Here is a 26,759-nt window from a genome sequence, read left to right as displayed (position 1 = left end):
TGTCGTGACGATGATTCTCTGAACATCTCCTTAACGCGGGATCGGTTGATCAATGACCTCTAACTGTGGCGGAAAACACGAGAAATCACTCTGACACATCAAGGCGGAATGGGCTGGTCGTCCGGGACATGTCTGTGGAGGAATCGCGATGCGGCGAAATTCCGCCGGTTCAGCAAAACAGGTCAAGCTAAAAGATTCCAAAAATGACCGAAAAAGCCCGTTGACCAACTATGGGAATATACGTCAGATTGTATGGGCCGAAAGACGAGCCACTAAATCTGGTAGGCAATGACCGGAAAAGGCATCGGGCGAGGGACGGAAAGCATACCACTAAGACGTAGACCGTATTCGCGGTTCTGCGCTGTTCTAGGCAGCGTCCGGTCCCTTGCGTCTCAAATTCGTCGGTAGTGCGGGCGGCACCCCGCAGCATCAAGATTTAGTGCCGGGACTTGAAATTTGGACAGATCGAAGCTGGGGCAGCGGACATGAAGATTGAGAGAAAATTCACCAAACCGGGACAGGATGCATATGCCGATCTGGATTTTGTGTCCGCAACATCCGAGATTCGCAATCCGGATGGCACAATCGTGTTCCGTCTGGACGCGATCGAAGTGCCTGCAAAATGGAGCCAGGTGGCTAGCGATGTCATCGCACAGAAGTACTTCCGCAAGGCCGGTGTTCCCTCCAAGCTGAAGAAGGTTAAGGAAAAGAACGTTCCCGAATTCCTGTGGCGATCGGTTCCTGCGGAAGATGCTGAATTTGATGGCGAAACCTCATCGAAACAGGTTTTTGATCGTCTGGCCGGCGCGTGGGCTTATTGGGGCTGGAAGGGCGGCTATTTCTCGACTGAAGAGGACGCGAGCGCCTATTTTGACGAGATGCGCTATATGCTGGCGACCCAGCGTGCAGCTCCGAACTCGCCGCAGTGGTTCAACACCGGTCTGCACTGGGCATATGGGATCGATGGCCCGGCGCAGGGGCACCACTATGTTGACTACAAAACCGGCAAGCTAACCAAATCGAAATCCGCTTATGAGCATCCGCAACCGCATGCTTGCTTCATCCAGTCGGTCGACGATGATCTGGTCAACGAAGGCGGCATCATGGACTTGTGGGTGCGTGAGGCGCGCCTGTTTAAGTATGGCTCGGGCACCGGAACCAACTTCAGCCATCTGCGTGCAGAGGGTGAAGCGCTTTCGGGTGGCGGCAAGTCTTCGGGCCTCATGGGATTTCTCAAGATCGGCGACCGCGCCGCTGGCGCGATCAAATCAGGCGGTACAACCCGTCGAGCAGCAAAGATGGTAATCGTCGATGCAGATCACCCGGACATCGAGCAATTCATCGAATGGAAAGTGATCGAAGAGCAGAAGGTGGCCTCGATCGTTGCCGGATCGAAGATGCACGAGAAGATGCTGAACGGCATTTTCGAGGCCATCCGGTCTTGGGACGGCTCTGCCGATGATGCCTATAATCCAAACGCAAACGACGCCCTGAAAAATGCGGTTCGCGAAGCGAAAAATGTCGCGATCCCAGAAACTTACATCAAGCGCGTTCTGGACTACGCCAAGCAGGGCCACGATAGCATTGAATTCCCGACCTACGATACGGACTGGGATTCGGAGGCTTATAGCTCGGTCTCGGGCCAAAACTCGAACAACTCGATCCGGGTGACCAATGCGTTCCTGACCGCAGTTGAAAAAGACGCGGATTGGGAACTGATCAACCGCACCGACGGCAAGGTTGCTCGTACGGTCAAAGCACGTGATTTGTGGGAAAAGGTCGGCCACGCCGCATGGGCCTGTGCCGATCCTGGCATCCAGTTCCATGATACTGTCAACGAATGGCACACTTGCCCCGAAGACGGTGAAATCCGCGGTTCGAACCCGTGTTCGGAATACATGTTCCTCGATGACACTGCCTGTAACCTAGCGTCGATGAACTTGCTGACCTTTTTCAAGGATGGTGAGTTCCAGGCGGCGGACTATATGCACGCCTCGCGGCTTTGGACGCTGACGCTGGAAATCTCGGTGACCATGGCGCAGTTCCCGTCTAAGGAAATTGCGAAACTCTCTTACGATTTCCGTACGCTGGGTCTGGGTTATGCCAACATTGGCGGTCTGCTGATGAACATGGGCTATAGCTATGACTCGGATGAGGGGCGTTCGATCTGTGGCGCGCTGTCCGCGATCATGACCGGTGTGGCTTATGCGACCTCGGCAGAGATTGCAGGCGAGCTTGGCCCGTTCAAAGGATATGAGCGCAACGCAGACCATATGCTGCGCGTCATCCGCAACCACCGTCGTGCGTCGCAAGGAGTGACCGATGGTTATGAAAAACTGGCTGTTAAGCCGGTGCCTCTGGATCACGACAATTGCCCGGATAAGCGTTTGATCGATCTGGCCATGTCAGCTTGGGATGAAGCGCTGAGCCTCGGCGAAAAGAACGGTTATCGCAACGCGCAGGCCACAGTTATCGCACCAACCGGCACCATCGGTCTGGTGATGGATTGCGACACGACCGGGATCGAACCGGACTTTGCTCTGGTCAAGTTCAAGAAGTTGGCCGGCGGTGGTTACTTCAAGATCATCAACCGCTCGGTGCCTTCGGCGCTGGAAAAGCTGGGCTATTCCTCGGCTCAGATCGAAGAGATCGTGGGTTATGCGGTTGGTCATGGCACCATCGGCAACGCGCCGGGGATCAACCACACCTCGCTGACCGGTCATGGTTTTGGCCCGAACGAGTTGGCAAAAGTAGATGCCGCACTGGAAAGCGCGTTCGACATCCGGTTCGTCTTCAACCAGTGGACGCTGGGTGAAGACTTCTGCACCGGCGTTCTGGGCATCCCGGCGACCAAGCTGAATGACCCGACTTTCGATTTGCTGCGCCATCTGGGCTTTACCAAGGCGGATATCGACGCGGCCAACGACCATGTTTGCGGAACCATGACGCTGGAAGGTGCGCCGCATCTGAAGGAAGAGCACTATTCGATCTTCGACTGCGCCAACCCGTGCGGCAAGAAAGGCAAGCGTTTCCTTGGGGTTGATAGCCACATTACCATGATGGCTGCAGCGCAAAGCTTTATCTCGGGCGCGATCTCAAAGACGATCAACATGCCCAATGACGCGACCATCGAGGACTGCCAGAAGGCATACGAACTCAGCTGGTCGCTGGGTGTGAAGGCGAACGCGCTGTACCGCGACGGCTCGAAACTGTCGCAGCCTCTGGCGGCGGCGCTGGTCGAAGATGACGATGAGGCAGCCGAAGTACTAGAAAGCGGTTCGACGCAAGAAAAAGCCGTCGTTCTGGCCGAGAAGGTGATCGAGAAGGTTGTGGTCAAGGAAATGATCCGCAGCCACCGCGAGAAACTGCCGCATCGCCGCAAGGGCTATACCCAAAAGGCGATCGTTGGCGGCCACAAGGTCTATCTGCGGACTGGCGAGTTCGAAGACGGCAAATTGGGCGAGATTTTCATCGACATGCATAAGGAAGGCGCTGGCTTCCGGGCGATGATGAACAACTTTGCCATCGCTGTGTCGGTTGGCCTGCAATACGGCGTGCCGCTGGAGGAGTTCGTCGACGCTTTCACCTTCACCAAGTTCGAACCGGCCGGGATGGTGCAGGGCAACGACTCGATCAAAAACGCGACGTCGATCCTTGATTACATCTTCCGCGAACTGGCTGTGTCCTATCTGGACCGCACCGATCTGGCGCATGTCAAACCCGAAGGCGCAACCTTCGACGATCTGGGTCGCGGCGAAGAGGATGGTCTGTCCAACGTATCGGAAATCAGTGAAAGCGCGGCAACCAAATCTCTGGAAGTGCTGAAACAAATCAGCTCGACTGGGTATCTGCGCAAGCGGCTACCGCAGGATCTGATGGTCTTCAATGGTGGTCAAGCCGACGTGTCCGGTATGGCCGAAACCGCAGCGACATTCGAAGCACCCGCTGAGACGGCGGTTGCGACCGGAATGGACGCCCGTACCAAAGCCAAGATGCAAGGGTACGAGGGCGATCCATGCGGCGAATGCGGAAACTACACGCTGGTGCGCAACGGCACCTGCATGAAATGCAACACCTGCGGCGCGACTAGCGGGTGTAGCTGAGTTTAGCGCCCCGGCAACCCGGGGTGCAGGGGTCGGATGCTGCCACAGTAACCGGCCCCGACGAATACGAAGCAAGGCGCTGAGACTTACCATCGATGCCTTGTTTCACTCGGCCGACATGCCCGTGTCGGCCGGGAACAGGGTGGGGCGGAATATTTGCTCCCTCCCACTCTCTCACGGGACGGGTGCGCTCGTCCCATGCGCTGTCCAGGCCGCAGGCAAAAAAACACCGGGCGGTCAACGAAATGAGCCTGGAAGGCGAAACTGACAGGGGGCTTCGGCCCCCTTTCTTTTTTCAACCCTGAGTCGTGGATTTGAGCAGGGCATTGCCGGATCATCCCGTTTGGATCGGGCAAGAGTTGCCGAAACCTGCGCGGGCGATTTCGCCCGGCAAGCCTCCGCAAATGCGACTCAGTCAAACACGCAGAGATTGGCTCGAATGCGGTCATATCAATCTGAGCGGGTGACACGCTTTCAAGATGGCCTTTTTTTGGCGCTTGTCCGGACGCAAACACTCAAGAAAACGCAATCAGGAGGCATAACATGAAACTGCAAATAATGGCCCTTATCTCAACCTTCGCACTTGGCCTGCCGACATTGGCCGTTGGCCAAAGCGCCGCCGATACCAACGGCGACGGCGTGCTGACGATCGATGAAGTTCAGGCCGTCGTGCCTGACGTTGATGCCGAAGGCTTTGCGCAGATGGACGCAAACGGCGACGGTGCACTGGATCAGGATGAGATCACCATTGCTGAACAAGCGGGCCTGCTGCCGCCGTCCAACGGCTGATCAAGCAGGAATGCTGGCGGCCCGGAATATCCGGGCCGCTTATTTTTCAGCGGCTTACGCGGGTAAGTAAATGTTGAACTTGCCGCGAATTTCCGCGTCCAAAAGCGGGTCGAATCTGGCCGGGGATGGCACGGCGAGGATCTCTTCCTTCCGCTTCACTGCCTTTTTGATCAGATCTGGTTTGCCAAGCTCAACCCATTCCTTCGGAGATGATCGGTCACCAAAGGTAGGATAGACGTAATCTGCCTGCATACGGCCTAGCGTCGCATCGGTGCCAAGATAATGCCCAGGACCACCCATGCAGACTTCGGCCATCTGATCCAGTGCCAGCGTCTCGTCCGTTACCTCGATTCCGCGCACACAGCGCTGTGCCTGTCCGATCAGGTCATCGCTCAGGATCAGGCTCTCGTGGCAGAACCCCAGCAACGAGGCATGCATGCCTGCGGCTTCATACACCATGTTCAGGCCTGACAGCCCAGCCATGACGTTCGAACACATTTGTTCCCAACCGGCCTGCATGTCGGGCAATTTCGCGTCCGATGCACCAGCTGCGGCACCACCGGGCAGATCGTAGAACTGGTGCATTTGCGCGCAGCCAGCGGTTAGCAGAGCTTGTTCACCCGAGCCGATGGACATTGCACCCGTGCGCAGGTCCAGACCAAAAGGCCAAGTGCCAAAAATCGCGGGAGCACCGGGCTTTACGGCGTTTACATAAACCAAACCCGCCAGACATTCGGCGGTGGCTTGTGTGATCGCTCCGGCAACGGTCGAGGGTGCGGTAGCTCCTGCCATGCCCGCAGAAAGCAACAAAACCGGCATTCCGGCCTTGATGCATTCTTCCATCACCTCGCAGCTTTCGGTGGCGAATTTCATCGGGGGCACAACGAAGCAGTTGGAGTTGGACATGAAGGGCCGCTCGCGCCACTTGTCCTCTCCGCCCGCGATCATGTGCAGCATCTCGATGGCGGGGGCCACATGGCTGGGCTCCGTGAACGACGTACCGATATGTTTGAACGTGCCTGAGGTGGTGGCGTAGACCGTGTTCAGATCCATCTCAAGGTTGTCGGCGATATCTCGGCACACCATGGGGCGCTGAACAAAGTGAATGTTTTCAAGCTGTTCACAGATGCGAGTCGCGTCATGCAGGTCCTGCAGGGTCGAGTCGCGATATTCCTGCCCATGCACGTCGACCATGCTGACCGCTGCGCCTGCGGTGCCATAATGGACACGCGTTCCCGACAGCTCCAGATCCGATTTGCCGTCCCGGCTGTGCAGAGTGATCGAGCGATTGGCCTTGGCGATTGTGTCCTCGACCAATGCGCGCGGAAAGCGGATGCGGCCATCGTCGCCCAAGGTGCATCCCGCAGCCACGAGATAGTCGATCCCACTTTGTGGCGCATCAGCAAGGCCGATGGTTTCCAGTGCGGTCAGAGCGGCCTCGTGGATGCGTTCGATCTGTGCTTGGGTCAGAACCTTCAGGGTTCCGCCCTCCATACCAGGCCGAATCGGGCGAAGATGTTCCGGAAGAGCTGACGCACGGGCGGCACGACGCGCGGCGCGGCCACCGCTGCGGGATGAGTTTCGGGTTTGTTCGTTCATGTGTGTGTCCGGTCAAAAAAGTACGTTGTGGGTGAGTGTACCTAGACCAGTGCTGGCCGTCCTCGTGGCGCACGACCGCGATCCGCACCAATGGTGCGGCTAACCAGTCGAATTTTCCAAACTTCGTTATGCATCAACTTCCTCAGTCTGATGCGCCCATTGTTTCAATGCACTTCTGGACAATCTGTTCTGTTTGCGACTTTGGACTAATTTTATTGGGCCATCAGTCAAAATGAACTGGGCGCAAATCCTCGTGACTAAATGTTTTTTTCCAATTGCGGTAAGAATCTGTTAATCTGCACGTAGTTATTTGGATTTGTATCTTAGGTTTAAGTAAATACTGGGGTTGGCTGATCAGCAGATCGCTGCCTCGGGGATGCGCCCAAACCGGCAACGGATGTTTGGAGGTCTGCATGAAGTCATTACTGGCCGCACTCGCCACAGCACTGATAACAGGTGCAGGGCAGGTTGTGGCAGAAGACTGGACAGGCGCGTACGCTGGTTTCAGCTTTGGTTATGCAGATGTTGATGGGTCCGGAGGGGCAGGCGGAAGCGGGGGCAGTTTTGGCCCGCTGATCGGATACGACTATGATTTTGGAAATTTCGTGCTTGGCGGTGAGTTGGAATATAACCGCCTGAATCTTGATCTGGGACAATCCGAAGGAAGCCTTGATAGTATGTCGCGATTGAAGTTGCGCGGCGGCTACGACTTTGGATCAGCCCTTGGCTATGTTGTCTTGGGAACCGCGCGGGCCAGTACGTCGGGTGACAGTGATACGGCAGCCGTTTACGGGATCGGTGTTGCCTATCCGCTTGGCGATCGGTTTGTAATCAGTGGCGAAGCGCTGCGGCAGAACTTCGATGATATACCGGAGTCTGGTCGAAGCCTCGACGCAAATGTGTTCAACTTGCGCACCACATTCCGCTTCTGAATCTCGGTGGTCGATTGTCATCCATCTGCCAATTGAGCGGCAAATTCGCATAGGGTCTGTAGCGATGTGACGAATTTCTCGTCATCGATTGTCATGGCCACGCGGATGTGACCTGCGGCGGCAGAACCAAAGCTCTCACCGGGCATCACAGCGATGGCATGCGTGTCCAGCAGCGCATTTGCGAACACATCGCCGCTAAGACCCGTAGCCCGGATATCCAGCATCAGATACATCGCGCCTTGCGCCGGTATTAAGGTGACGACCTGCTGCGCAGCCAGCACTTCAATCGCCAGAGCGCGGCGGCGGCGAAACGGCGCGGCGATTTTGTCTTCGAGAGGTTGTCCCACGCTCAGCGCATAGTTGGCCGCATCCTGTATAAAGCCGGGCACACCATAGGTTGTATGTGTTGCCAAGTTGATCAGGTGGTCGATCACGCCTTCCGGAGCAACGATCCACCCACAACGCGAGCCAGTCATGGCATGAGATTTCGACATTGAACCCACGACCAGAGTGCGCTCAGCCATGCCGGGTAGGGCGCGCGGTGACAGGTGTTCACCCTCCCAAACCTGCGTATCGTAGACTTCATCGGAAATCAGCCATAGATCGCGGCGCTGACAAACCTCGGCGATGGCAGAAAGTGTTTCGGCGGAATAGACCACACCAGTTGGATTGTTTGGGGAGTTTATCAGCAGCGACACCGCCCCGCCTGCCGCGCCATCGATATCGGAAGCGCGAGGTTGGAACAAATCTTCGGCGCGTGTTTCTATGCGTTTGGCTACCGCTCCAACGCCACGGATCGTGCCGGGGTAGGTGGCATAATACGGATCCAGGTAGAGCGCGATATCGCCCGGATCGCAAAGCGCGGTGTGCGCCGCAAACAATGCGGCCTGACCGCCAGGGGTGATGATAACGTTGTTGCGTGTGGTCGCTACACCTGTTCGCATTTGGACACGGGCGGCCACAGTATCACGCAGCAGATCAGTGCCCGGAACCATCGCGTATCCTGTGTGCCCGCTGCGGGCCGAACTTTCCATGGCCGACAATATCGACTGATCGGTCCGAATGTCATGCTCGCCGATCGTCAGCTCGGTGACGGCATGGCCTTCGGCAATCATCCGACGCGCGCGGATGAACACCTCCCAGCCGTCTGATCCACCCTCGGTCAGATGCGTAATGCGATGCGATAGTTTCAAGGGATTCTCCCGACCGGCTATGACGCCGAATGGGGCAAAGCACAGCAATTTTGTCAATCAGCTTCGCAGCGGCAAACTCGCCTGTATCTTCTTGGTCAGCGATGCACGGACGATATCGTATGAGGTGATCAGGCGATGTTGCATCTCGTCGGCGTCGGTTTCCCACGGCAGGCGAACCCAGCTGCGGTGAAAATACGGGGCCTTGGTGCCAATCCCTGCGTCGATCAACATCTGCGCGGTCTCAATGTCGGGAGTCTTGACCGATACACCATCCCCGACCGAGCCGACGCAGGCGAACATCTTGCCGCCAACTTTCCATGCGTCGTGGCCGCCACCCCAAGGGTCCGAAAGTTCGGCACCGGGCAGGTCTGCGCATACGGAATTGACGTAATCACGGGTCATGGTGGGCAGACTGCCTCTGTGGAGGTTGAAACTCAAGGCTTGGCTCAGCATCAATCCCGTGCTAGGCAAAGCGCATGAACCGGAAAACTTGCATCATTATCTGCTGCATTACCTGCTGATTTCTCAAGCGGGCCGGTTTCTTTCGTTTTCATCTCTGAGACAAGTTGCTAAGCCCGCGCCAACGCGTGACGTATATGCTGTTTCAGGAGCACGACCCGATGACGACGATCAAACTGCACAACACAAGGACTCGGACGAAAGAGGATTTCGTGCCGATCGATCCCGATAATGTGCGGATGTATGTCTGTGGTCCGACGGTCTATGATCGGGCGCATCTGGGGAACGCACGGCCTGTGGTTGTGTTCGACGTGCTCTATCGTTTGTTGCGGCATGTATACGGTGCTGATCACGTGACCTATGTGCGCAATTTCACCGACGTGGATGACAAGATCAACGCCACCGCATTGTCGCGCAAGAAGGCTGGGGCTGACGGGTCTTTGGAACAGTTGGTGCAGGAACGTTCGGACGAAACCATCGGCTGGTATCTGCACGACATGGGCGCGCTGGGGGCGTTGGAACCCAACGCGATGCCGCGCGCCACAGAGTATATCGCGCAGATGATTGCGATGATCGAAGACCTGATGGCCAAGGGGCACGCTTATGCTGCCGAGGGTCACGTGTTGTTCGCGGTGGACAGCTGGAAGGAACACTATGGTGCGCTGTCGGGGCGGTCGGTTGATGACATGATCGCCGGGGCGCGGGTCGAGGTCGCGCCTTACAAGAAGAACCCGATGGATTTTGTGCTGTGGAAGCCGTCGACCGATGAGTTGCCCGGCTGGGACAGCCCATGGGGCCGGGGGCGTCCGGGGTGGCATATCGAATGCTCGGCCATGAGCTATGAATTGCTGGGCGAGAGCTTTGATATTCACGGTGGCGGCAACGATCTGATGTTCCCGCACCACGAGAACGAGATTGCTCAGAGCAAATGTGCCCACCCGCATGGCGAATTCGCGCGTGTCTGGATGCATAATGAGATGCTACAGGTCGAGGGCAAGAAGATGTCCAAATCGCTGGGCAACTTCTTCACTGTGCACGACCTGCTGGAACAGGGCGTGCCGGGTGAGGTGATCCGATTTGTGTTCCTGCAGACCCATTATCGCAAGCCGATGGACTGGACCGAGAAAAAAGCGCGCGAAGCCGAGGCAACATTGCGCAAGTGGCGGGCGCTGACAGCGGGCATCGAGCCCGCCGCCACCGCAGCACCTGCGGTTATCGATGCGCTTTCGGACGATTTGAACACGGCAGGTGCCATCGCGGAACTGCATCGCCTGGCGGCGGACGGAGACGCCGCTGGTTTGTTGGCGAGTGGGCAGTTGCTAGGGCTGCTGACAAGTGATTTGAGTGTATGGATTAATGACCGCGATAAACTTCAAGTTGGAGATTTCTCGGAAGAAATCGAACTCTGGGAGGCTTTGCTAACCAACATAAAAAGTGAAGCGAAAGGTCTAATCAAAGCTGGGGAAAAAGAGGTCGCGGGAAACATTTTTGATCTGAGAACTGATCTGAGAGACAAAGTCTTGAGCGAAATAGGTTTCAAAGTGAAGGACACAAAAGACGGTTATGATTGGGAACTTCTTAACGTATTAACAGTCGTTTCAATTAGGACCCCCGACGGTGTCGTGACAGAAGAAGCATTCCAGCGGAGCAAGGACGATCTACTAGGCCAGACGATTAGGCAGTTGAAAGATGCGCGCGCGCTTGGAGAACGGAGTTTCAATGACCTGCTCGCGAAGACGTAAGTATTAACTCAAAGTTCTCGTTCACAGTTTGTGAACGGGTGCCTTCGAGCTTAGCCAAAGAGCCAAACAAATGACCAAAGAACGCCTCTACCTCTATGACACCACGCTGCGTGATGGGCAGCAGACTCAGGGTGTGCAGTTTTCGACTACCGAGAAGGTGCAGATTGCGCAGGCGTTGGATTCGCTGGGGATTGATTACATCGAAGGGGGTTGGCCCGGAGCGAACCCGACCGACAGTGCGTTTTTTGAGAGCGCGCCTGAGACGTCGGCCTGTATTACGGCGTTTGGAATGACCAAACGCTCGGGCAGGTCGGCTGAGAATGATGACGTTCTGGCTGCTGTTATGAACGCGGGAACACCAGCCGTTTGTCTCGTGGGGAAATCGCACGATTACCACGTGACCCACGCGCTTGGTATCACGCTGGAGGAAAACACCGAGAACGTTCGCGCCTCGGTCGCGCATATCGTGGCGCAGGGGCGGGAGGCTCTGTTTGATGCCGAGCATTTTTTTGATGGCTACAAGGACAACCCGGAATATGCGGTTGAAGTCTGCCGCGCTGCGCTCGATGCAGGGGCACGGTGGGTGGTTCTGTGTGACACCAATGGCGGAGCATTGCCGGCAGAGGTCGGGCGGATCGTATCCGAGGTGATTGCGGCCGGTCTGCCGGGGGATCGGCTGGGCATTCATACGCATAACGACACCGAGAACGCAGTGGCGTGCTCGCTGGCTGCAGTCGATGCGGGGGCGCGGCAAATTCAAGGTACGTTGAATGGGTTGGGAGAGCGCTGTGGCAATGCCAACCTGACCGCTTTGATCCCAACGCTGATGCTGAAAGAAACCTATGCCTCGTGCTATGACATCGGAGTGATGCCCGAGGCGCTGGCCGGGCTGACGCGCATCAGCCGGATGCTGGATGATATCCTGAACCGAGTGCCCAGCAAGCAGAGCGCCTATGTGGGCGCGTCGGCTTTTGCGCATAAGGCCGGGCTGCATGCCAGCGCGATCCTCAAGGACCCGACAACCTATGAGCATATCGATCCGGCAAGTGTTGGAAATGCGCGCATCATTCCGATGTCGAACCAGGCTGGGCAATCGAACCTGCGTAAACGTCTGACCGATGCGGGATTGGCCGTAGAAGCGGGCGATCCGGCGTTGGGACGTATCCTTGAGCGGATAAAACTGCGCGAGGCCGAGGGGTATTCCTACGACACCGCGCAGGCTAGTTTTGAGCTGCTGGCGCGGGATGAGTTGGGGCAATTGCCCGAATTCTTTGAGGTCAAGCGCTATAAGGTGACCGTTGAGCGCCGGAAAAACAAATACAACAAGATGGTCAGCCTGTCCGAAGCGGTTGTTGTTGTGAAAGTGGATGGCGAGAAGAAGCTGTCGGTAAGTGAGTCGCTGGATGAAAGCGGTAGCGATCGCGGTCCGGTGAACGCGCTTGCCAAAGCTCTGGCTAAGGATTTGGGGCAGTATTCGCAGATACTGTCGGATATGCGGCTGGTCGACTTCAAGGTGCGCATCACTCAGGGCGGGACCGAGGCGGTCACGCGCGTGATCATTGACAGCGAAGACGGGCAAGGGCGGCGCTGGTCTACGGTTGGGGTGAGTGCGAACATAATTGATGCCTCGTTCGAAGCGCTGCTGGATGCGATTCAGTGGAAACTGGTGAGCGATTGCGCCCCGCAGTCAGCGGCCGCCGAATAAGGTGGAGTTCGACGACGACATCAAGGCTTGTGCTGCGCTGGTTCATCGGGCCGATCCCGATCGCTTTATGGCTGCCATGGCCGCGCCAGTTGAGGCACGGGCAGTTTTGTTCCCGATTTATGCGCTGAACGTCGAGGTGGCCCGTGCCCCGTGGGTGACGCAAGAGAGCATGATCGCCGAGATGCGGCTGCAATGGTGGCGCGATGCCTTGCAAGAGATTGCCGAAGGTCCATCTGTTCGTCGGCACGAGGTTGTTACGCCATTGTCGCGCGTGATTTCTCCGCATCTGGCAGCGCTGCTGGATGAATATGTGGCCGTAAGGCGTTGGGATATCTATCTTGATCCGTTCGTGGATGAGGCGCATTTTGACGCCTATATTGCCCATAGCGCTGGAACATTAATGGTGGTGTCGGCGCAGGCTTTGGGTTCGGCGGATGAAACTGTTCTGCGTGATTTCGGATATGCAGCGGGGATCGCGAATTGGCTGCGCGCAATTCCCGAGCTTGAGGCACGTGGGCGCATTCCTTTGCTGGACGGAACCCATGACGGGGTTCGGGCGCTGGCGCAGAAGGCTTTGGACCGATTGGCGCAGGCGCGGTCCGCCCGCAACGAGGTCTCGGCACAAGCACGGCCTGCGCTCTATGCGGGGTGGCAGACGGAATGGGTGTTGCGGACTGCATTGGCCAGACCGGACCGGGTGGCCGCAGGTGCGTTGGCTCAGGGTGAAATCCGACGTCGGTTTACCCTGATGAAAACGGCAGCGACCGGTCGTTGGTAGGATCAGGCCGTCTGGGGATCTGAAGGTCTCAGAACCAACCATAGCAGTGCGCCACCCGCAAGGGTCAGCAGCGGGATCATGGCGAGGTTTACGGCCGTCCAACCCTCGACCGCTGAGCCGCCCGAGCAGTTCATCAATCCGCCAGAGGCAAGCGAGGCAAAGGTCACGCCGCCAAACACCAGCAAGTCATTCAGGCCCTGCATTCGACCGCGTTCGTGCACTTCATGCGAGTCTGCCAACATGCTGGTGGCGCCAATGAAGCCAAAGTTCCATCCGATGCCCAGCAGGATCAGGGCGACGAAAAAGTTGCCTAGATCAACACCTTGCAGGGCGACAATGCCTGCGCCGCCAAGGATTGCCAAACCGAGAGCTACGATCTTTTCGACCCCAAACCGCGCGATCAGGTGGCCGGTGAAGAAGCTGGGAATGTACATCGCCAGTACGTGGCTGGTGACGATATCCGCGGCATCACCTTCGGTATATCCGCACCCGACGACGGCCAAAGGTGTAGACGTCATTACAAGGTTCATCAGCGCATAGGAAACCATTGCGCAGATGATCGCTACTGCGATGCGTGGGGTTTTCAGCAACTCCAGCCGTGTGCGACCTTTGGGTTCATCTTCGGTCGGTTTCGGCGGAGTAGGGATGTCGAGAAAGAAGAACAGGGCTGAGCCGATTACGTTGATCGCGATCACCGCCAGATAAGTGCCCAAGAACGGGACCACATACGCCTGCGAGGTCAGCTTGACGATCTGAGGGCCGATGATCGCCGCCGCAAGCCCTCCGGCCATGACGTATGAGATCGCCTTGGGCCGAAATGCATCCGATGCAGTGTCAGCCGCTGCAAAGCGATAAAAGCCATGTGCGCTCATGTATATGCCGGTCAGGAAGCTGCCGATCAGGAAGATCGGGAACGAGCCGAGATAAAGGCCGTAAGCCCCGATAACGCCCCCTGCGGCACCTGCGGTTGATCCCACAAGAAACCCGGCACGGCGTCCCCAGCGTTGCATGATGGCTGAAATCGGCGTGGCCGCCAGCATTGAACCCAGAACGATCAGTGAAATCGGCAGCGTCGCAAGGCAAGCGTTGCTGGCCAGCGATTGGCCTGCCAGCCCGCCGACGATGAACATCATCGGCATCTGTGCACCCAGGATTGCCTGTGCTGCCACCAAAACGGCGACGTTGCGTTTGGCCTGACTATCGTCAGGGGTGGCAGCGATCATTGTCATGGGCGAATGGTTATCTACGATTGAGACTTGGCACAAGCGGGTTGCATATGCGGCACATCCGCCTAACGTGCGGACAAGGATCACTTATCGGAGAGCGCATGTCCGTCGGACGCATCATCGAAACACCGGACTGCGTTACCGAAGGGGCCGAGTGGTTGGCTGAGGCTTGCCCCCGGATGGCTTATGCGATGGAGCAAACCGGACCCCTGCCACTCAGGCGCAAGCCTGACGGGTTCGCCCAATTGCTCAGCGCGATTGTCAGTCAGCAGGTCAGCGTGGCCTCGGCAAACGCAATCTGGAAGAGGCTGCAGGACGCAAAACTGACCGGTCCGCGCAAGATTATGTGGGCCACTGATGCTGATCTGCGCGCTGTGGGTCTCAGCCGTCAGAAAATTCGCTATGCCCGCGCCTTGGCCGAAGCGCGGATCGATTACAAAGCGTTGCGTGATACGCCAGATGACGAAGTGGTCGCAATTCTGACCGAGGTACCGGGAATCGGTGTCTGGACCGCCGAGATTTATGCGATGTTTTCGCTGGGTCGCGCCGATGTGATTGCACCGGGCGATCTGGCCTTACAGGAAGCTGCACGCATCCTCTATAAATTGTCAGAACGACCAAAAGACAAAGAGTTACGCCAGATGGCTGAAGCCTGGTCGCCATGGCGATCGGTTGCGGCGCGGGTGCTGTGGGCCTATTACCGGGTCGCAAAAGACAGAGAAGGGATCAGATGACACGGGTTTTGAACGCGCTCAGGAAAGAGCCGGTTTCAGGCGACACACGCTCGGTCGTGGTGTTTGTGCATGGTTATGGTGCAAACGGAGCCGATCTTTTGGGGCTGGCTGATCCGTTAGGCGAGCATCTGCCGGATACGTTGTTTGTAGCTCCGGACGCGCCTGAACAGATCATCGGTATGCCCAACGGTTTCCAGTGGTTCCCGATCCCGTGGATTGATGGCTCATCCGAGGAGGAAGCCCGACGGGGTATGGAAATGGCAGTTGAGGATTTCAACGCGTTCCTTGATGCGCTGATGGTGGATGAGGATGTCCTGCCAGAGCAGGTAGTGCTGTTCGGTTTCAGCCAGGGCACGATGATGAGCTTACATGTAGCCCCGCGCCGCGAGGACCCAGTGGCGGGGATCGTAGCGTTCTCGGGACGTTTGCTGGAACCTGATTTGCTGCCGGACGAAACCGTCAGTCGCATGCCAATCCTGCTGGTGCATGGCGATGCTGATGACGTTGTACCGCCGCAATCGTTGCCAGAAGCAGCTGAGGCACTTCAGGCGGCCGGGTTCAAAGAGGTTTATGCCCATATAATGAAGGGCACCGGCCACGGGATTGCTCCGGATGGCTTGAGTGTTGCGCTGGCCTTCATGCGGGATAAGCTGAGCCTCTGACTTGCGGGGTGATCTAAGGAGAGCATGATGCTGATCGTGACAGGAGTGGTCGAAGTTTCAGATGCAGCGGTCGAGAAAGCCATTGCTGCCGCGCAGGAAATGGTTGCGGAAACTCTGAAAGAACCCGGATGCCTGATCTATGAATTCAGTCAAATCCTGAGTCAGGCGACCCGCTTCCGGGTCTATGAGGAATGGCAGGATCAGGCCGCGCTTGAGGCCCATTTCGCGACCCCTCATATGGCTGCTTTTCAGGCGGCACTTGGTGAGGTCGGCGTTGTCTCTAGCGAAATCTACCGTGTGATCGGGGGCGAGAAGCAGCCGCTTCGCTGATCGATCACTCCCAAAGCCTTCCTTCCGAGAATTCGACCGAGTTGCCTGCAGGGTCTCGTACATAGAGCGACCGGGCTCCGTTGGGCCAGTCGAACTCGGCATCGACAGGGATGTTCCAGTCCAACAGATGCTTGCGCATCACGGTGATTTCATCGCGGCTCAGGACAAGGCAAACATGGCTGGGACCACGCGCCCCATGCGGTGGGACCGGCAGATCAGGGTTGCCTGGCGGTTTCTCGGTTTCGCTGGCATTGAACAGCAACAGGACGGACCCGCCGATCCGATAGAACACATGGCGGTCGGTGACGCGCTGGATTTTCTCTAGCCCCAATATCTGACCATAGAAATCCTCGGCCGCATCTAGATCGTCGACATACAGCGCGGCTTCCAGGATGGCAGACGGGGCAGGGATATCCGGAGTTACCTTCATGCCCTAAGCCTATCACATCACGCAGTTTTTGTCACCGGCGCGGGCGGCGGTCCCGCTTGCGCGACGGTGCTGCGTCAACAGCTGGCATCGGCAGGCTTTCCCACTGACCGGGATCAAGGCCGTCCAAAGTCCAATCTCCAACACGGGCTCGGATCAGGCGCAGAGTTGGGTGCCCGACTGCGGCTGTCATCCGGCGAACCTGACGGTTGCGGCCCTCTTTTATCGTCAGTTCAACCCAACTGTCGGGCACCGTTTGGCGAACCCGGATCGGCGGGGTGCGTGGCCATAGCCATTCGGGTTCGTCAATCAGCCGCGCCTTGGCGAGGCGCGTCAAACCATCCTTAAGTTCAACACCTTCCCGCAACGCCTTTAGTGCCGCTGTATCGGGAATGCCTTCGACCTGAACCCAGTATGTCTTAGGCATCTTGTGCTTGGGGTCTGATATCTGCGCCTGCAATCGCCCATTATCAGTCAGCAGCATCAAACCCTCGCTATCCCGGTCCAAGCGTCCCGCAGGATAGACACCGGGCAGGTCGATGAATTCCGAGAGCGTGCTGCGGGGCGAGTCAGAATTGGCGCGGTCGGTGAACTGCGGCAATACATCGTAAGGTTTGTTGAAACGGATGAACCAGGACATGCCCCGCCATAGCTTGCAGACCACATCTGCGCAACCTGTGGATAAGTGTCACTTATCTGTTACGTATTCGGCCTAACCAATACCCGAGATGTTGTGTGAACTCGGCACTTGTCAGAGATTTAACACGATATATAGTTAACTTAAGGCCGGGGCGGGTGTTCCCCGCTCTGATGTCACAAACGGGCAGTACAGAGCGAGGAGCGATTCTGTTATGGACGGAGACTTCAGGACCGAATTTGTCAGGGAAACCGGTGCGCTCAAGCATCATCCGGCATTGGTTTTGAACGCCGATTACAGACCTCTTTCCTACTACCCGTTGTCTTTATGGCCGTGGCAGGAGGCGATCAAAGCTGCCTGGCTGGACAGGGTGGATATTGTTGCGGAATATGACGAGGTTGTCCGCAGTCCCAGTACCGAGATCCGAATACCCTCGGTCGTTGTCCTGAAAGACTATGTAAAACCCAGAAAGCGCGTGGCCTTCACGCGCTTTAATTTATTTTTGCGGGACGAATTCAAATGCCAGTACTGCGGCAGCCGTGAAAACCTGACCTTTGATCATGTTGTACCGCGCGCTGCGGGCGGGGTCACAAGTTGGCAGAATGTCGTTGCAGCGTGCAGCCCGTGCAATCTGCGCAAGGGCTCAAAATCCCTGCGACAAGCCAGAATGTCTCTGAATAAACCGCCGCGTCAGCCGGATGCTGAGGCTTTGCGCAATATCGGTCGGAAGTTCCCCCCGAACCATCTGCACGAAAGCTGGATCGACTTCCTCTACTGGGATGCCGAACTGGATCAGCTATAAACCCTAGCGCGCGCGCCAGGCTGCGATCCAGATCAGGACCAGACCCGTCGAAATCAATCCATTCAAGCCCGCCATGGAAATCCCGAACATCTCCCACGGGATGTCATCGCAACGCACGAGCGGGGCGGACATGATCTGATCCATTAACTCTTCTGCACTCAGGCCGCCGATATCACCAGATGTGCAGGTCGATGGGCCTTCCCACCAGCCTTGCTCGACCCCAGCATGGTAAAACCCTATTCCCGCCGTCGTGGCCGCGGCCAGAGCGCCTAGTAGGGGCAGGGGGCGGACGCCCGGGAAGGCAAAGGCTAGAGCACCAAGAATCACTGCGACACCATGGGGATACCGCTGCCAGATGCACATTTTGCACGGCGCGAGCCCACCGATGTATTGAAAGCCCCAAGCCCCAAGTAGCAACGCGGCCGAGCCGGATGCGGCAACCAGAACCAGAAGTCTTTTGCGCGTCATAAGTATTTCACCACAAGAAAGCCGCCAAACAGCAGGATTATGAATAGGGTAAACATCAAACCCAACCGTTTTTCGATGAAGTCACGGATTGGTTCCCCAAATTTCCACAGCAGCCCGGCCACAAGAAAGAAGCGCAAGGCGCGCGCCAGGATCGAGGTGGCTATGAACGTCCCAATCGGCATCCCGGTCCAGCCCGACATGATGGTGATGACCTTATATGGGAAAGGCGTCACACCAGCCGCCAGCACGGCCCAGAAGCCGAAATCATTGAAGCGGGTATTGAATTCTTCCATTGCGTGGGCTTTGCCCATGGCTTCCAGAACAGGCTGCCCAAGGCTTTCGTAAAAGAATGCCCCAATTGCATAACCCAATATCCCACCCAGCACCGAGGCAACCAAGGCGACCGTCGCGATCAGCCAGGCCCGCGACGGACGCGCAAGGATCATGGGAATCATCAAAACATCGGGTGGGATCGGAAAAAACGAACTTTCGACAAAAGCCACAACAGCCAGCGCCCAGAGCGCATGAGGATGTTCGGCCAGACGAATGGTCCAGTCATAAAGGGATCGCAACATGAAGAATAAGTATCCTGGTAACCGCTGCGGCAAGCCAAACCATGCACCCGACTGACCGTCAACCTCCTTCGATGAAACATTCAGAGCAGTGGTTGTTTTTTGCCTCTGGACCTTCTCTCGGTAGGGCGCTAATCCAGTGTTCGTGGCCCAAGTGGCGGAATGGTAGACGCAGGGGATTCAAAATCCCCCGGTAGTGATACCGTGCCGGTTCGAGTCCGGCCTTGGGTACCAAAGTAAAAACAGTGAGTTAGGGGAGCCGGCTCGCTGTTTTTTCTTTTGGGGACATTTACTTTGAACTGTTTTGATTCATCAACGAGTTTGCTTTGAATGCACGAGTCATATCGCCATTTCTGGACAAGCCGTGGCTTCACAATTCTAGGTTTATGCAGATATTTCACACTTCCATAACATTTTCTGGACGGTCGGTTTCGGTATTCAGAATGGGTGCTAATCACGCGCGTTCCAGCGCTCGATCCCGCCAGTGCGATATTGGTTGAGGCAACGCGCCATTGCCCACTAAATCGCGGAACTCTGAAGTAGTCACATCCAGCAATTCTTAATAGTTCTGATGCCCAGTCGCGCGAGATGGCGGCTTTGTAATTGACCTGTGGGTGGGACCCGCTGCTTAGAACGCAGCGGGCAGAGCGTTAGCTACACTTTTGCTCGTAGTAGGCATCAAGTAATTCAATGATCCACTTGATGATAAATTTGGTTGCACCGTTCGCCTTTTCTTTGATCTTTTCCAGAACCACTCGTACCACAGGCCACGCATCGCAAAAATCGATACCTTTTACCTGTTCTGGTTGCCCTAGATCGAGTGAGTTCAAATAGGCTTCGATCTCTTCGCGGCTCACTTCAACGCCATTAGCCATTTTCAATTCCTTTCAAATAAGTGTGTGTAACAGGCAACGCCCGAATTCGATTAGTTAAAAATAGTTTTGTTGAAACGGGCGAAATTGCCGTGTTTTGAACACTAGTGCATTTGATCGAATTTTTCAATTTTCAGCACAACCGCATGAGCGAAATGGAAAAATGTTCGGCTTGCGCCTCGCTCAGACCAGACAGCTATTGCAAGTCTTCTGCCTATTCCTTGCGTGTTTTGTTAACGTGTTATGACATAGCGATTTTTCTGATTCCCTCGCCTCCCATCGATTAAAAATATGTGCAATCCTGACCGGGTGTTTATCGCACTCAGGATAGCAGAGTATGTTATAATACGACGAGGTTCAGTGTCGTGAAACTGATCTTCAGCTCCGATATCAAATACCAGCAACGTCCTGCAAACAGCTCGGGAATATCACTATGATGTGTGGGACGGCTCGGCGTGTTGTTTCTTGTGTTTCTGAATATGACCAGGAGTGGGAACTGGATTTCCACATGGTCTCGAATTTGAATAAGTGGGCGCTGGGTATTGCATGACCCTGAACAGCAAGCTCTGACCCCGTTTGGGGACATCCGCTAGCTTGAAAGAACACGAAATTTCAACTTCAATACCCCGTCATCTCAAGATATCCGCGCCCTGTGTGGCTACCTGTGATGGTGATTGGGCCTTCCCAGTATTCGAACCGGGTTCCCATCCAGGCTTTCGGGCTTATGGCATCGACTTCAACATTGATCCCGCGATCCGGCAACGACACCTGCCATTTGATCGGAACGTCACGTTGTGCCACGCGGGCGGATTCAAGGGGTTCTAGCAGGACTGAGCCGTCAGGTAGGGGGGTCGTTTGCCCATCAGGCTCAATCCACGTAGCGGCCGTGAAATCCCCTCGATCCCCGCGTAGGCGGAAGGCCATCAGCTTGTCACCGTCGTCAAAGCTGAGCGAGAACCAGTCCCAGCCGCTTTGATCTTCGGCCAAGGGTTGCGAAGACCATTCGCGATCCAGCCAACCCTGGCCGGCGACTTCGATATCTTCGTTGGGCAGGTGGAGCGTGCCCTCGACCGTGTAGAAGGGTTGCGAATAGTAATAGCTGGCCTGACCATCGGCGGATTTCACCGAATACCCCTCGGCCCCGTGAAACACCAATGGGCCTTGGGCCTTCAGAGTCAGATCATACCCAAAGTCTGATCCGTTTGCTGTCAGGCTGAGGGTTTCCAAATCATCGCCGCGCATGTGCCATTCATCGATCCATGCCTCAAACGGATGGGCCGTTACGCCAGCCTGTCCGACACCGCCGCGAGAGAGTCGTTCGGCGAAATAGTGTATTTCTGGCGTTGTGAGCGCGGCATGGCCCATCCAGATCTGCGGGCTTTGCCAGCCGTCAGCCTCGGACGGTTTCAGGGCCGATCGGAACAGGGTCCATTGTATGCCATAGTCGCGACCCTCTGCGTCTTTGATGTTTGCCGTCAGATACCACCATTCAATCCGATAATCCGGATGGGCGCCGTGATCTTGCGGAAACTGAAAGCTGTAGCCCGGTTCAGGACGCGTAAAGCCATCCGCATTGCCGCCCAACCCGGCATAACCCTGCGCCCAACCGGGAATTGGAAGGAGGATGAACAGAATGAAGGCTTTAACGTTCATTGGCAAAAACCCTCAACAGCGCAGCAGGTGGTAGGCGGAGCAATCGTAATGCGGGTAGGGCCGCTGCGAGCACGGCGGCAACCAGAGTCAGCAGGAATAAGCTCAGCCAATCAGTAGGGAACAAATACATGGGCAAGCGCCATCCGAAGGCCTGCACGTTGATCACGGCCAGCAGCACCCATGCCAATACAAGGCCCAATGGAAGGGCAAGACAAGCGGTCATCACCGCAAGCAGGACACTGCGCAGAAGCTCTAGCTTGGCCAGTTGCGCGCGCGTAAGGCCCAGCGCCCAGACCGGTGCGACCTGAGGCAGGCGCTGGGTCCACAATGTCAGCAAACTGGTGAGTATCGCGAACCCCGCAACGCCCAGTGTCAGGACATTCAGCGCTGAGGTGACGACGAAAGTTTTCTCAAAAACAGCCATCGATTGCGCTTTCATAGCGGCCTGCTGCACAACTGCCGATGGGGGTAGGCCAAATTGGTCACGCAACGCCTGTGCCAGCTCCGAGGCCTGATCCGGTATGATGCGGATGCCGAAGCGGCGTGTATCCGTATCCGGGGCAATCTGATCCAGCATCGGCATTGCGACGATGGCCTGACCTGTCGGGTTCCCGTAGTCGGAATAGACACCTGCAATCGGCAAGCTGTGCTCGGGTGTGATCGCGACGGTATCTCCGGGCCACAGATCCGCGCGTCGTGCGAGTTGCTCGTTGATGAGTACGGCGCCGCGATACAGGACGTTGTCCCAGACGTCGGGATCCTTGGCGATCAGTGGCCAGTTGTTGCGATAGCTATCGTGATCAACAATCCCGTACAGAAACAACGGCCCGGTCTCGTGCAGCAATTCGGTGCTGCGAATGGGTAGGACAGCTGACGCCCTTGGGGCGAGCCAATCGATAAGGGCTGCGCCTTGTGCATTGTCGGCTGCGGTCACGTAAAGTTCGGAGGTCAGCCGTTGATCGAGCCAGCCAGTAAAGGTGAGGCGGAAGCTTGAAACCATTGTGCCCACGCCGATATTCGCGGCGAGCGCTAGCAGCAAGGCCATCAGCGCAAGTGACAGACCGGGCAATTGCGCCCGCATGTCCGCGAGCACCCATTGACCAACAGGCGTGCGGGCCCGGCGCAGGCACAAGGTCAATATCCCTGACAGTGCGAGCGGCAGCAACAAGGCCGCTCCGGTCAGCATCCCGGCAAGCAAGGCAAACCCTGCGATAAGTCCGCCGATTGTGAAATATGCGATAAAGCCCAATGCTAGCAGGGCTAGGCCACACGCGCCTGTAATCTGGGCCGAGGCTTTACTGCCACGCCAAGCTTGTAAGCCCGGCCCTGCGAGGATGGGCATGCGCGAAAGTCGCCAAAGAGCGTGGCCACTGGCCGCCAACGTGCCGCCTGTTGCCATCGCAAGACCTGCGGCGACCCATTGGGGGCGTAATGACATCTGCCCGTCGATTGTTGCCCCGTAGAGGCCGCGCAACGTGGCGGCGACATCAGGCAACAAGGCTCCAGCCAGAAAATACCCCAGGATTAACCCGAACAGGCCACCGATCAGGGCCAAGAGAAGTAATTCACCCAGAACGATCCAGATCAGGCCCCGCATGGGAAGGCCCAACGCCCTTAATGTACGGATCGTGCCACGCCTCTGCGCGAAGGCGAGGCCGACCGTTCCGTGAACGATGAACAGGCCGACGGCGAAAGACAGCAAGCCGAAGGCTGAGAGGTTCAGGTGAAAGCTGTCGGTAAGTTGCGCGGTATCCAACTGGGCCGAGGGGCTAATGCGTTGAAGTTCAGGCGCAAGTTCTGACAGAGACGGGACACCACGGGGCTGAATGGGCAAGATCACCAGACGGGAAATCTGACCGGGACGGTTCAGAAGACGCTCGGCCACTCCAATATCGGTGAGCACCAGATCAGGTGGCAGCGCGGTGCTGGAAAGCACCGGTGGGAATTTGTCGTTAGATTGAAACAGCGGGGCCAGGGCGGGTGACATCAGCAGCCGCCCCGGAGCTGTCAGCATATCAGCCGGGTCGGGGGCATCCGCGCCTTGCTCGATCTGGGTGATCGCGGGCAGGACAGGGTAGGCCACCAAATCCACCCCCATCAGACGTACGGAACGGCCCTTGATGCGCAGCGTGCCTTCTAAGACGGCCGCCACTTGCAAGCCTGCGCGCCTGAGCTCGGAGTAGCGGGAAAGAGGGATCGTGGAACCGGAGGCGCGCAATTCGTCGAATTGTCCGATGGCAAGCTGGGTGCTGGCGCGTTCATAGCTCGCGCGCGCTTCGGCATTGATGGCTTGCACGGCCGACCACAGACAAGTTGCCAGCGCGATACCCGTCAGAAGCGTCATCAATTGCAATGGGTGCATCCGCCAATGGGACACCAGCGCCAGGACCGCAGCGCGTGTCATGCGATATGCCCGCCCGTCAGGTGGGCACGTCGGTCGAGACGGCTGGCGATGTCATTAGAGTGAGTGACCAGCAGGAGCGCAGCGCCGGTATCGGCAACCAATGAAAGCATCAGGTCCAGCACCACCGCACTTGCTGTTTCGTCCAGATTGCCCGTCGGCTCATCCGCTAGCAGCAATCGTGGTTGGATCGCCATGGCGCGTCCGATGGCAACCCGCTGCTGCTGTCCGCCCGAAAGGTTCTCGGGGTAGCGGTCTTGCAGTTCTCTCAGGCCAAGGCGCTCGGTCAGGTGGACAACCCAATCCGGGTCGTTCCGACCCGCAAGTCGCGCATGGATCGAGAGGTTCTGGGCAACGGTCAGCGACGGGATCAGGTTGAACTGCTGAAAGACCAGAGACAGGGTGCCGCGACGCAATTCGGCGCGTTCCGCATCATTCAGGGCCGACATGGCGCGCCCGTCCAGAGTAATCTCTCCGCCATCAAACCCATCCAGCGCCGCCACCAGATGCAACAATGTGCTTTTGCCACTGCCACTTTCTCCGGTCAGCGCCAAGGTCTGTCCCTGTTCCAGCGTCAATGAAACATCAGTCAGGACAGGTCTCCCACCGGGATAGGATTTTCGAACGTGATTAATTGATAGCAACATGCAAACTCTCATCTGGTCCCGTCACAATGTGCAACGCGGCGCGCCAGTGTCCAGAGCCGAGATCGGTTCTATTCGCCGCAGCCTTACGCATCGCATGGGGTTGTCGGCAACGCGCGAAACCCCCATGCTTGCACAGCTTTCAGCGATCAGAACAAAGGCCGTTTACATGACATTGTCGCAACAAATCATTTGGGGCAGCTTCTATCTGGGTATTTGTTTTCTGATCGAAATCATGCTGCTGACCTGGTGCGTTCTGGTCATCCGAAAACTGGTTGCGAAATGGGAGACGCGCAGCACTATCCTTGCAACCGCAGGCCCGATCAGCGTGGCGCTGGTGTTTATCGTGCTGACCCATACGGTTCAGGTCTGGATCTGGGCGATTGTCTGGGTGTGGGGTGATGTGCTGCCGGATTGGAATTCGGCCCTCTATTTCTCATTGGTGACGTTCACAACGCTGGGTTACGGCGACATCGTCTTGGGCGAAGGGCTGCGCATCTTCGGAGCGTTTGCATCGGTCACGGGCCTACTGGCCTTTGGGCTGTCGACCGCGTTCCTGGTGGCCCTCATGACGCGGGTCTTTGAAGAACGGTTCCTGAACTAGAGGATCGGTGCAAACAGCCGTGCAAGCGGCGCACCAAAACGGATGTGGAACGGTTGCTGGGGCAAATCGCGGGTCAATTCGTAACTTGCTTCAAAATCGGTTTCCAGCATCGCAGCCACTGCGTTTGCTGCGCGACGATCAAAGAACAGGGCCATCGCCTCAAAGTTCAGACGGAAAGATCGGTTGTCCAGATTGGTGGTGCCAACGGCGGCCAAGATATCGTCTACAACAAACGCTTTTTGATGCATGAAGCCATCGGTATAGCGAAACACACGGGCGCCACAGTCTCGGATTTCGTCGAAATAGGCAAAAGCGGCCAGCCAGGGCAGACGATGGTCGATGACATCCGGCACGAGTATTCGTACATCCACACCACGCAACGCCGCGTGCTGTAGCGCGGTCATGATGTCGATGTCGGGCACAAAATAGGGCGAGGCGATCCAAAGCCGTTCTTTCGCCTCAGTGATGGCCGCAAAGAACATCATTGCGCCGGTTTCTGTTTCGTCGCCCGGGCCCGTTGCCACCAGCAGCGCATTCATGTCCTGATCAGATTCATTTCCAGCCCAATCGAGTTGGTCGATCAGATCTTCGTTGCGCGCCCAGTGCCAATCCTCGGTAAAAATCAATTGCAGTTGCCGTACTACGTGGCCGGTCATCTTGATATGCGTGTCCCGCCAGCGACCGAACCGAGGGCTTTGCCCCAAGTATTCAACGCCGATGTTGTGACCACCGATAAAGCCGACATCGCCATCCACGATCACAGTTTTTCGGTGGTTGCGATAGTTCAGTTGAAACCGGAAATTGGGCCCGCGTTGTTCGCGGGGATCTGCAACATCCACACCGGCCTGGCGCAGCGTCTCAAAATAGCTGGACGGCAGGCCATAGCTACCCACCGCGTCGGTCATGAACCGAACATGTACGCCACGCTTGACCGCGGCGATTAGCCGGTCCCGCACCCTTCGCCCAAGATCATCATCCCGGACGATGTAGAACTGGATCAGAACGTAATTCTCGGCCTTATCTATGGCGTCGAGAATGGCATCAAACGTAGCTTTGCCGTCGATCAGCAGCTCGGCTCCATTACCACGTGAGACGGGCAAATGGGCCAACGCTTCAAACGCGCGAGGATTGACTCGCATCGTCTGAGGGTCGGGTTTCGAGAAATCGGCAAAGGTCTTGATCCCTTCGACGACGCGCTCACTTTCTTGCCGAGCGATCCGGTATCCTCTGAACCGATGGTGACCGAGGAATAGATACAGCGGCACGCCAAACATCGGGGCCGACAGTAGGAACACAACCCAGCCTACCGCGCCTTGAGGTGTGCGTGCAGTCTGCGCAGCGCGAACTGCAAAGACGACCGCTACGCAATAGAGTGAAAACAGAAAAAACGAGACGAGTAATGTCCACATCGGGGCGCAGCGATCCGG

The 26,759-nt window shown here is 56.9% G+C and carries 24 protein-coding genes and 1 tRNA gene; 12 read left to right on the top strand and 13 right to left on the bottom strand.

Translation table 11 applies throughout. From position 1 onward, the window contains the following. The first annotated feature begins 485 nt into the window (after positions 1-485). Both ACR0BI_RS03060 and ACR0BI_RS03055 read left to right on the top strand, forming a co-directional pair. Positions 486-4,103, top strand: coding sequence for a vitamin B12-dependent ribonucleotide reductase (locus tag ACR0BI_RS03060; protein WP_480561450.1), 3,618 nt, complete (start codon positions 486-488; stop codon positions 4,101-4,103). A 543-nt stretch (positions 4,104-4,646) separates the two neighbouring features. Further along, a complete protein-coding gene (locus ACR0BI_RS03055; protein WP_170392987.1) occupies positions 4,647-4,892 on the top strand; it encodes a CREC-EF hand family protein in 246 nt (81 codons plus the stop codon). Positions 4,893-4,946: 54 nt separating this feature from the next. Here the strand turns inward: ACR0BI_RS03055 and ACR0BI_RS03050 are convergent, their stop codons facing one another. Next, positions 4,947-6,491 carry a trimethylamine methyltransferase family protein gene (locus tag ACR0BI_RS03050; RefSeq protein WP_170392988.1) on the bottom strand — a complete coding sequence of 515 codons (1,545 nt, stop codon included), beginning with the start codon at positions 6,489-6,491 and terminating at the stop codon, positions 4,947-4,949. 413 nt (positions 6,492-6,904) lie between these two features. Here ACR0BI_RS03050 and ACR0BI_RS03045 point away from each other — a divergent pair, with 413 nt between their 5' ends. Continuing rightward, a complete protein-coding gene (locus ACR0BI_RS03045; RefSeq protein WP_170392989.1) occupies positions 6,905-7,423 on the top strand; it encodes an outer membrane beta-barrel protein in 519 nt (172 codons plus the stop codon). 17 nt (positions 7,424-7,440) lie between these two features. Here ACR0BI_RS03045 and ACR0BI_RS03040 read toward each other — a convergent pair whose 3' ends face one another. Together ACR0BI_RS03040 and ACR0BI_RS03035 are read right to left on the bottom strand one after the other, a co-directional pair. Beyond that, a complete protein-coding gene (locus tag ACR0BI_RS03040) occupies positions 7,441-8,616 on the bottom strand; it encodes a pyridoxal phosphate-dependent aminotransferase (RefSeq protein ID WP_480561451.1) in 1,176 nt (391 codons plus the stop codon). 57 nt (positions 8,617-8,673) lie between these two features. Further along, positions 8,674-9,018 (bottom strand): MmcQ/YjbR family DNA-binding protein, encoded by a 345-nt coding sequence (locus ACR0BI_RS03035; RefSeq protein WP_480561452.1) that lies wholly within the window; start codon positions 9,016-9,018, stop codon positions 8,674-8,676. A 218-nt stretch (positions 9,019-9,236) separates the two neighbouring features. Between ACR0BI_RS03035 and cysS the strand changes: the two genes are divergently transcribed. From cysS to ACR0BI_RS03020, 3 genes are all read left to right on the top strand, one after another. Further along, the gene (cysS, locus tag ACR0BI_RS03030) at positions 9,237-10,817 is read left to right on the top strand and encodes a cysteine--tRNA ligase (protein ID WP_480561453.1); all 1,581 of its coding nucleotides are present in this window, start codon (positions 9,237-9,239) and stop codon (positions 10,815-10,817) included. Positions 10,818-10,887: 70 nt separating this feature from the next. Next, on the top strand, positions 10,888-12,522 hold the full coding sequence (cimA, locus tag ACR0BI_RS03025; protein WP_170392993.1) for a citramalate synthase: 1,635 nt from the start codon (positions 10,888-10,890) through the stop codon (positions 12,520-12,522). A 1-nt stretch (position 12,523) separates the two neighbouring features. Next, the gene (locus ACR0BI_RS03020) at positions 12,524-13,300 is read left to right on the top strand and encodes a squalene/phytoene synthase family protein (protein ID WP_480561454.1); all 777 of its coding nucleotides are present in this window, start codon (positions 12,524-12,526) and stop codon (positions 13,298-13,300) included. Between the two features lie 2 nt (positions 13,301-13,302). Here the strand turns inward: ACR0BI_RS03020 and ACR0BI_RS03015 are convergent, their stop codons facing one another. Then, entirely contained in the window at positions 13,303-14,529 is a 1,227-nt protein-coding gene (locus tag ACR0BI_RS03015) for an MFS transporter (RefSeq protein WP_170510179.1), read from the bottom strand. 98 nt (positions 14,530-14,627) lie between these two features. Between ACR0BI_RS03015 and ACR0BI_RS03010 the strand changes: the two genes are divergently transcribed. From ACR0BI_RS03010 to ACR0BI_RS03000, 3 genes are read left to right on the top strand one after another with little or no spacing between them, the layout of a single operon-like run. Further along, the gene (locus ACR0BI_RS03010) at positions 14,628-15,260 is read left to right on the top strand and encodes a DNA-3-methyladenine glycosylase family protein (protein WP_480561455.1); all 633 of its coding nucleotides are present in this window, start codon (positions 14,628-14,630) and stop codon (positions 15,258-15,260) included. Continuing rightward, complete coding sequence (locus ACR0BI_RS03005; protein WP_170392997.1) at positions 15,257-15,922, top strand: alpha/beta fold hydrolase; 666 nt, start codon at positions 15,257-15,259, stop codon at positions 15,920-15,922. The genes ACR0BI_RS03010 and ACR0BI_RS03005 overlap by 4 nt, the downstream gene beginning before the upstream one ends. A gap of 27 nt (positions 15,923-15,949) precedes the next feature. After that, a complete protein-coding gene (locus ACR0BI_RS03000; protein WP_170646126.1) occupies positions 15,950-16,252 on the top strand; it encodes a putative quinol monooxygenase in 303 nt (100 codons plus the stop codon). A 4-nt stretch (positions 16,253-16,256) separates the two neighbouring features. On the opposite strand, the gene ACR0BI_RS02995 is transcribed toward ACR0BI_RS03000, so the two are convergent. Then, the gene (locus tag ACR0BI_RS02995; RefSeq protein ID WP_170392999.1) at positions 16,257-16,682 is read right to left on the bottom strand and encodes a VOC family protein; all 426 of its coding nucleotides are present in this window, start codon (positions 16,680-16,682) and stop codon (positions 16,257-16,259) included. Between the two features lie 31 nt (positions 16,683-16,713). Beyond that, the gene (locus ACR0BI_RS02990; protein ID WP_480561456.1) at positions 16,714-17,319 is read right to left on the bottom strand and encodes an rRNA large subunit pseudouridine synthase E; all 606 of its coding nucleotides are present in this window, start codon (positions 17,317-17,319) and stop codon (positions 16,714-16,716) included. A gap of 211 nt (positions 17,320-17,530) precedes the next feature. Here ACR0BI_RS02990 and ACR0BI_RS02985 point away from each other — a divergent pair, with 211 nt between their 5' ends. Further along, positions 17,531-18,118: an HNH endonuclease gene (locus ACR0BI_RS02985; RefSeq protein ID WP_170405905.1), complete on the top strand. Its 588-nt coding sequence runs from the start codon at positions 17,531-17,533 to the stop codon at positions 18,116-18,118. Positions 18,119-18,121: 3 nt separating this feature from the next. Here ACR0BI_RS02985 and ACR0BI_RS02980 read toward each other — a convergent pair whose 3' ends face one another. Both ACR0BI_RS02980 and ACR0BI_RS02975 read right to left on the bottom strand, forming a co-directional pair. Then, positions 18,122-18,586: a disulfide bond formation protein B gene (locus ACR0BI_RS02980; RefSeq protein ID WP_480561457.1), complete on the bottom strand. Its 465-nt coding sequence runs from the start codon at positions 18,584-18,586 to the stop codon at positions 18,122-18,124. Continuing rightward, the gene (locus tag ACR0BI_RS02975) at positions 18,583-19,161 is read right to left on the bottom strand and encodes a YqaA family protein (protein ID WP_170393003.1); all 579 of its coding nucleotides are present in this window, start codon (positions 19,159-19,161) and stop codon (positions 18,583-18,585) included. The genes ACR0BI_RS02980 and ACR0BI_RS02975 overlap by 4 nt, the downstream gene beginning before the upstream one ends. A gap of 145 nt (positions 19,162-19,306) precedes the next feature. Here ACR0BI_RS02975 and ACR0BI_RS02970 point away from each other — a divergent pair. Further along, positions 19,307-19,392, top strand: a tRNA-Leu gene (locus ACR0BI_RS02970). Positions 19,393-19,808: 416 nt separating this feature from the next. On the opposite strand, the gene ACR0BI_RS02965 is transcribed toward ACR0BI_RS02970, so the two are convergent. The 4 genes from ACR0BI_RS02965 to ACR0BI_RS02950 all read right to left on the bottom strand — a co-directional run bounded on the left by ACR0BI_RS02965 (position 19,809) and on the right by ACR0BI_RS02950 (position 24,731). Further along, positions 19,809-20,033: a hypothetical protein gene (locus ACR0BI_RS02965; protein WP_170393004.1), complete on the bottom strand. Its 225-nt coding sequence runs from the start codon at positions 20,031-20,033 to the stop codon at positions 19,809-19,811. 615 nt (positions 20,034-20,648) lie between these two features. Beyond that, entirely contained in the window at positions 20,649-21,683 is a 1,035-nt protein-coding gene (locus ACR0BI_RS02960; RefSeq protein WP_480561458.1) for a lipocalin-like domain-containing protein, read from the bottom strand. After that, on the bottom strand, positions 21,673-24,087 hold the full coding sequence (locus ACR0BI_RS02955) for an ABC transporter permease (protein ID WP_480561459.1): 2,415 nt from the start codon (positions 24,085-24,087) through the stop codon (positions 21,673-21,675). The genes ACR0BI_RS02960 and ACR0BI_RS02955 overlap by 11 nt, the downstream gene beginning before the upstream one ends. Continuing rightward, the gene (locus ACR0BI_RS02950) at positions 24,084-24,731 is read right to left on the bottom strand and encodes an ABC transporter ATP-binding protein (protein WP_480561460.1); all 648 of its coding nucleotides are present in this window, start codon (positions 24,729-24,731) and stop codon (positions 24,084-24,086) included. Before ACR0BI_RS02950 ends, ACR0BI_RS02955 begins: the two co-directional genes overlap by 4 nt. Here ACR0BI_RS02950 and ACR0BI_RS02945 point away from each other — a divergent pair. Next, positions 24,730-25,332: a potassium channel family protein gene (locus ACR0BI_RS02945; protein ID WP_480561461.1), complete on the top strand. Its 603-nt coding sequence runs from the start codon at positions 24,730-24,732 to the stop codon at positions 25,330-25,332. The genes ACR0BI_RS02950 and ACR0BI_RS02945 overlap by 2 nt on opposite strands. Here the strand turns inward: ACR0BI_RS02945 and cls are convergent. Then, a complete protein-coding gene (cls, locus tag ACR0BI_RS02940) occupies positions 25,329-26,741 on the bottom strand; it encodes a cardiolipin synthase (RefSeq protein ID WP_480561462.1) in 1,413 nt (470 codons plus the stop codon). The two genes, ACR0BI_RS02945 and cls, sit on opposite strands and share 4 nt — an antisense overlap. Positions 26,742-26,759 lie beyond the last annotated feature (18 nt).

Source organism: Ruegeria sp. E5, assembly GCF_056534105.1.
This window is presented reverse-complemented; position numbering and strand designations above follow the sequence as displayed.

Coding starts and splice junctions, on each gene's coding strand:
- ACR0BI_RS03060 (WP_480561450.1), top strand. CDS start 486: ATGAAGATTGAGAGAAAATTCACCAAACCGGGACAGGATGCATATGCC.
- ACR0BI_RS03055 (WP_170392987.1), top strand. CDS start 4,647: ATGAAACTGCAAATAATGGCCCTTATCTCAACCTTCGCACTTGGCCTG.
- ACR0BI_RS03050 (WP_170392988.1), bottom strand. CDS start 6,491: ATGAACGAACAAACCCGAAACTCATCCCGCAGCGGTGGCCGCGCCGCG.
- ACR0BI_RS03045 (WP_170392989.1), top strand. CDS start 6,905: ATGAAGTCATTACTGGCCGCACTCGCCACAGCACTGATAACAGGTGCA.
- ACR0BI_RS03035 (WP_480561452.1), bottom strand. CDS start 9,018: ATGACCCGTGATTACGTCAATTCCGTATGCGCAGACCTGCCCGGTGCC.
- cysS (WP_480561453.1), top strand. CDS start 9,237: ATGACGACGATCAAACTGCACAACACAAGGACTCGGACGAAAGAGGAT.
- cimA (WP_170392993.1), top strand. CDS start 10,888: ATGACCAAAGAACGCCTCTACCTCTATGACACCACGCTGCGTGATGGG.
- ACR0BI_RS03015 (WP_170510179.1), bottom strand. CDS start 14,529: ATGACAATGATCGCTGCCACCCCTGACGATAGTCAGGCCAAACGCAAC.
- ACR0BI_RS03010 (WP_480561455.1), top strand. CDS start 14,628: ATGTCCGTCGGACGCATCATCGAAACACCGGACTGCGTTACCGAAGGG.
- ACR0BI_RS03005 (WP_170392997.1), top strand. CDS start 15,257: ATGACACGGGTTTTGAACGCGCTCAGGAAAGAGCCGGTTTCAGGCGAC.
- ACR0BI_RS03000 (WP_170646126.1), top strand. CDS start 15,950: ATGCTGATCGTGACAGGAGTGGTCGAAGTTTCAGATGCAGCGGTCGAG.
- ACR0BI_RS02995 (WP_170392999.1), bottom strand. CDS start 16,682: ATGAAGGTAACTCCGGATATCCCTGCCCCGTCTGCCATCCTGGAAGCC.
- ACR0BI_RS02990 (WP_480561456.1), bottom strand. CDS start 17,319: ATGTCCTGGTTCATCCGTTTCAACAAACCTTACGATGTATTGCCGCAG.
- ACR0BI_RS02985 (WP_170405905.1), top strand. CDS start 17,531: ATGGACGGAGACTTCAGGACCGAATTTGTCAGGGAAACCGGTGCGCTC.
- ACR0BI_RS02980 (WP_480561457.1), bottom strand. CDS start 18,586: ATGACGCGCAAAAGACTTCTGGTTCTGGTTGCCGCATCCGGCTCGGCC.
- ACR0BI_RS02975 (WP_170393003.1), bottom strand. CDS start 19,161: ATGTTGCGATCCCTTTATGACTGGACCATTCGTCTGGCCGAACATCCT.
- ACR0BI_RS02965 (WP_170393004.1), bottom strand. CDS start 20,033: ATGGCTAATGGCGTTGAAGTGAGCCGCGAAGAGATCGAAGCCTATTTG.
- ACR0BI_RS02960 (WP_480561458.1), bottom strand. CDS start 21,683: ATGAACGTTAAAGCCTTCATTCTGTTCATCCTCCTTCCAATTCCCGGT.
- ACR0BI_RS02955 (WP_480561459.1), bottom strand. CDS start 24,087: ATGACACGCGCTGCGGTCCTGGCGCTGGTGTCCCATTGGCGGATGCAC.
- ACR0BI_RS02945 (WP_480561461.1), top strand. CDS start 24,730: ATGCAAACTCTCATCTGGTCCCGTCACAATGTGCAACGCGGCGCGCCA.
- ACR0BI_RS02950 (WP_480561460.1), bottom strand. CDS start 24,731: ATGTTGCTATCAATTAATCACGTTCGAAAATCCTATCCCGGTGGGAGA.
- cls (WP_480561462.1), bottom strand. CDS start 26,741: ATGTGGACATTACTCGTCTCGTTTTTTCTGTTTTCACTCTATTGCGTA.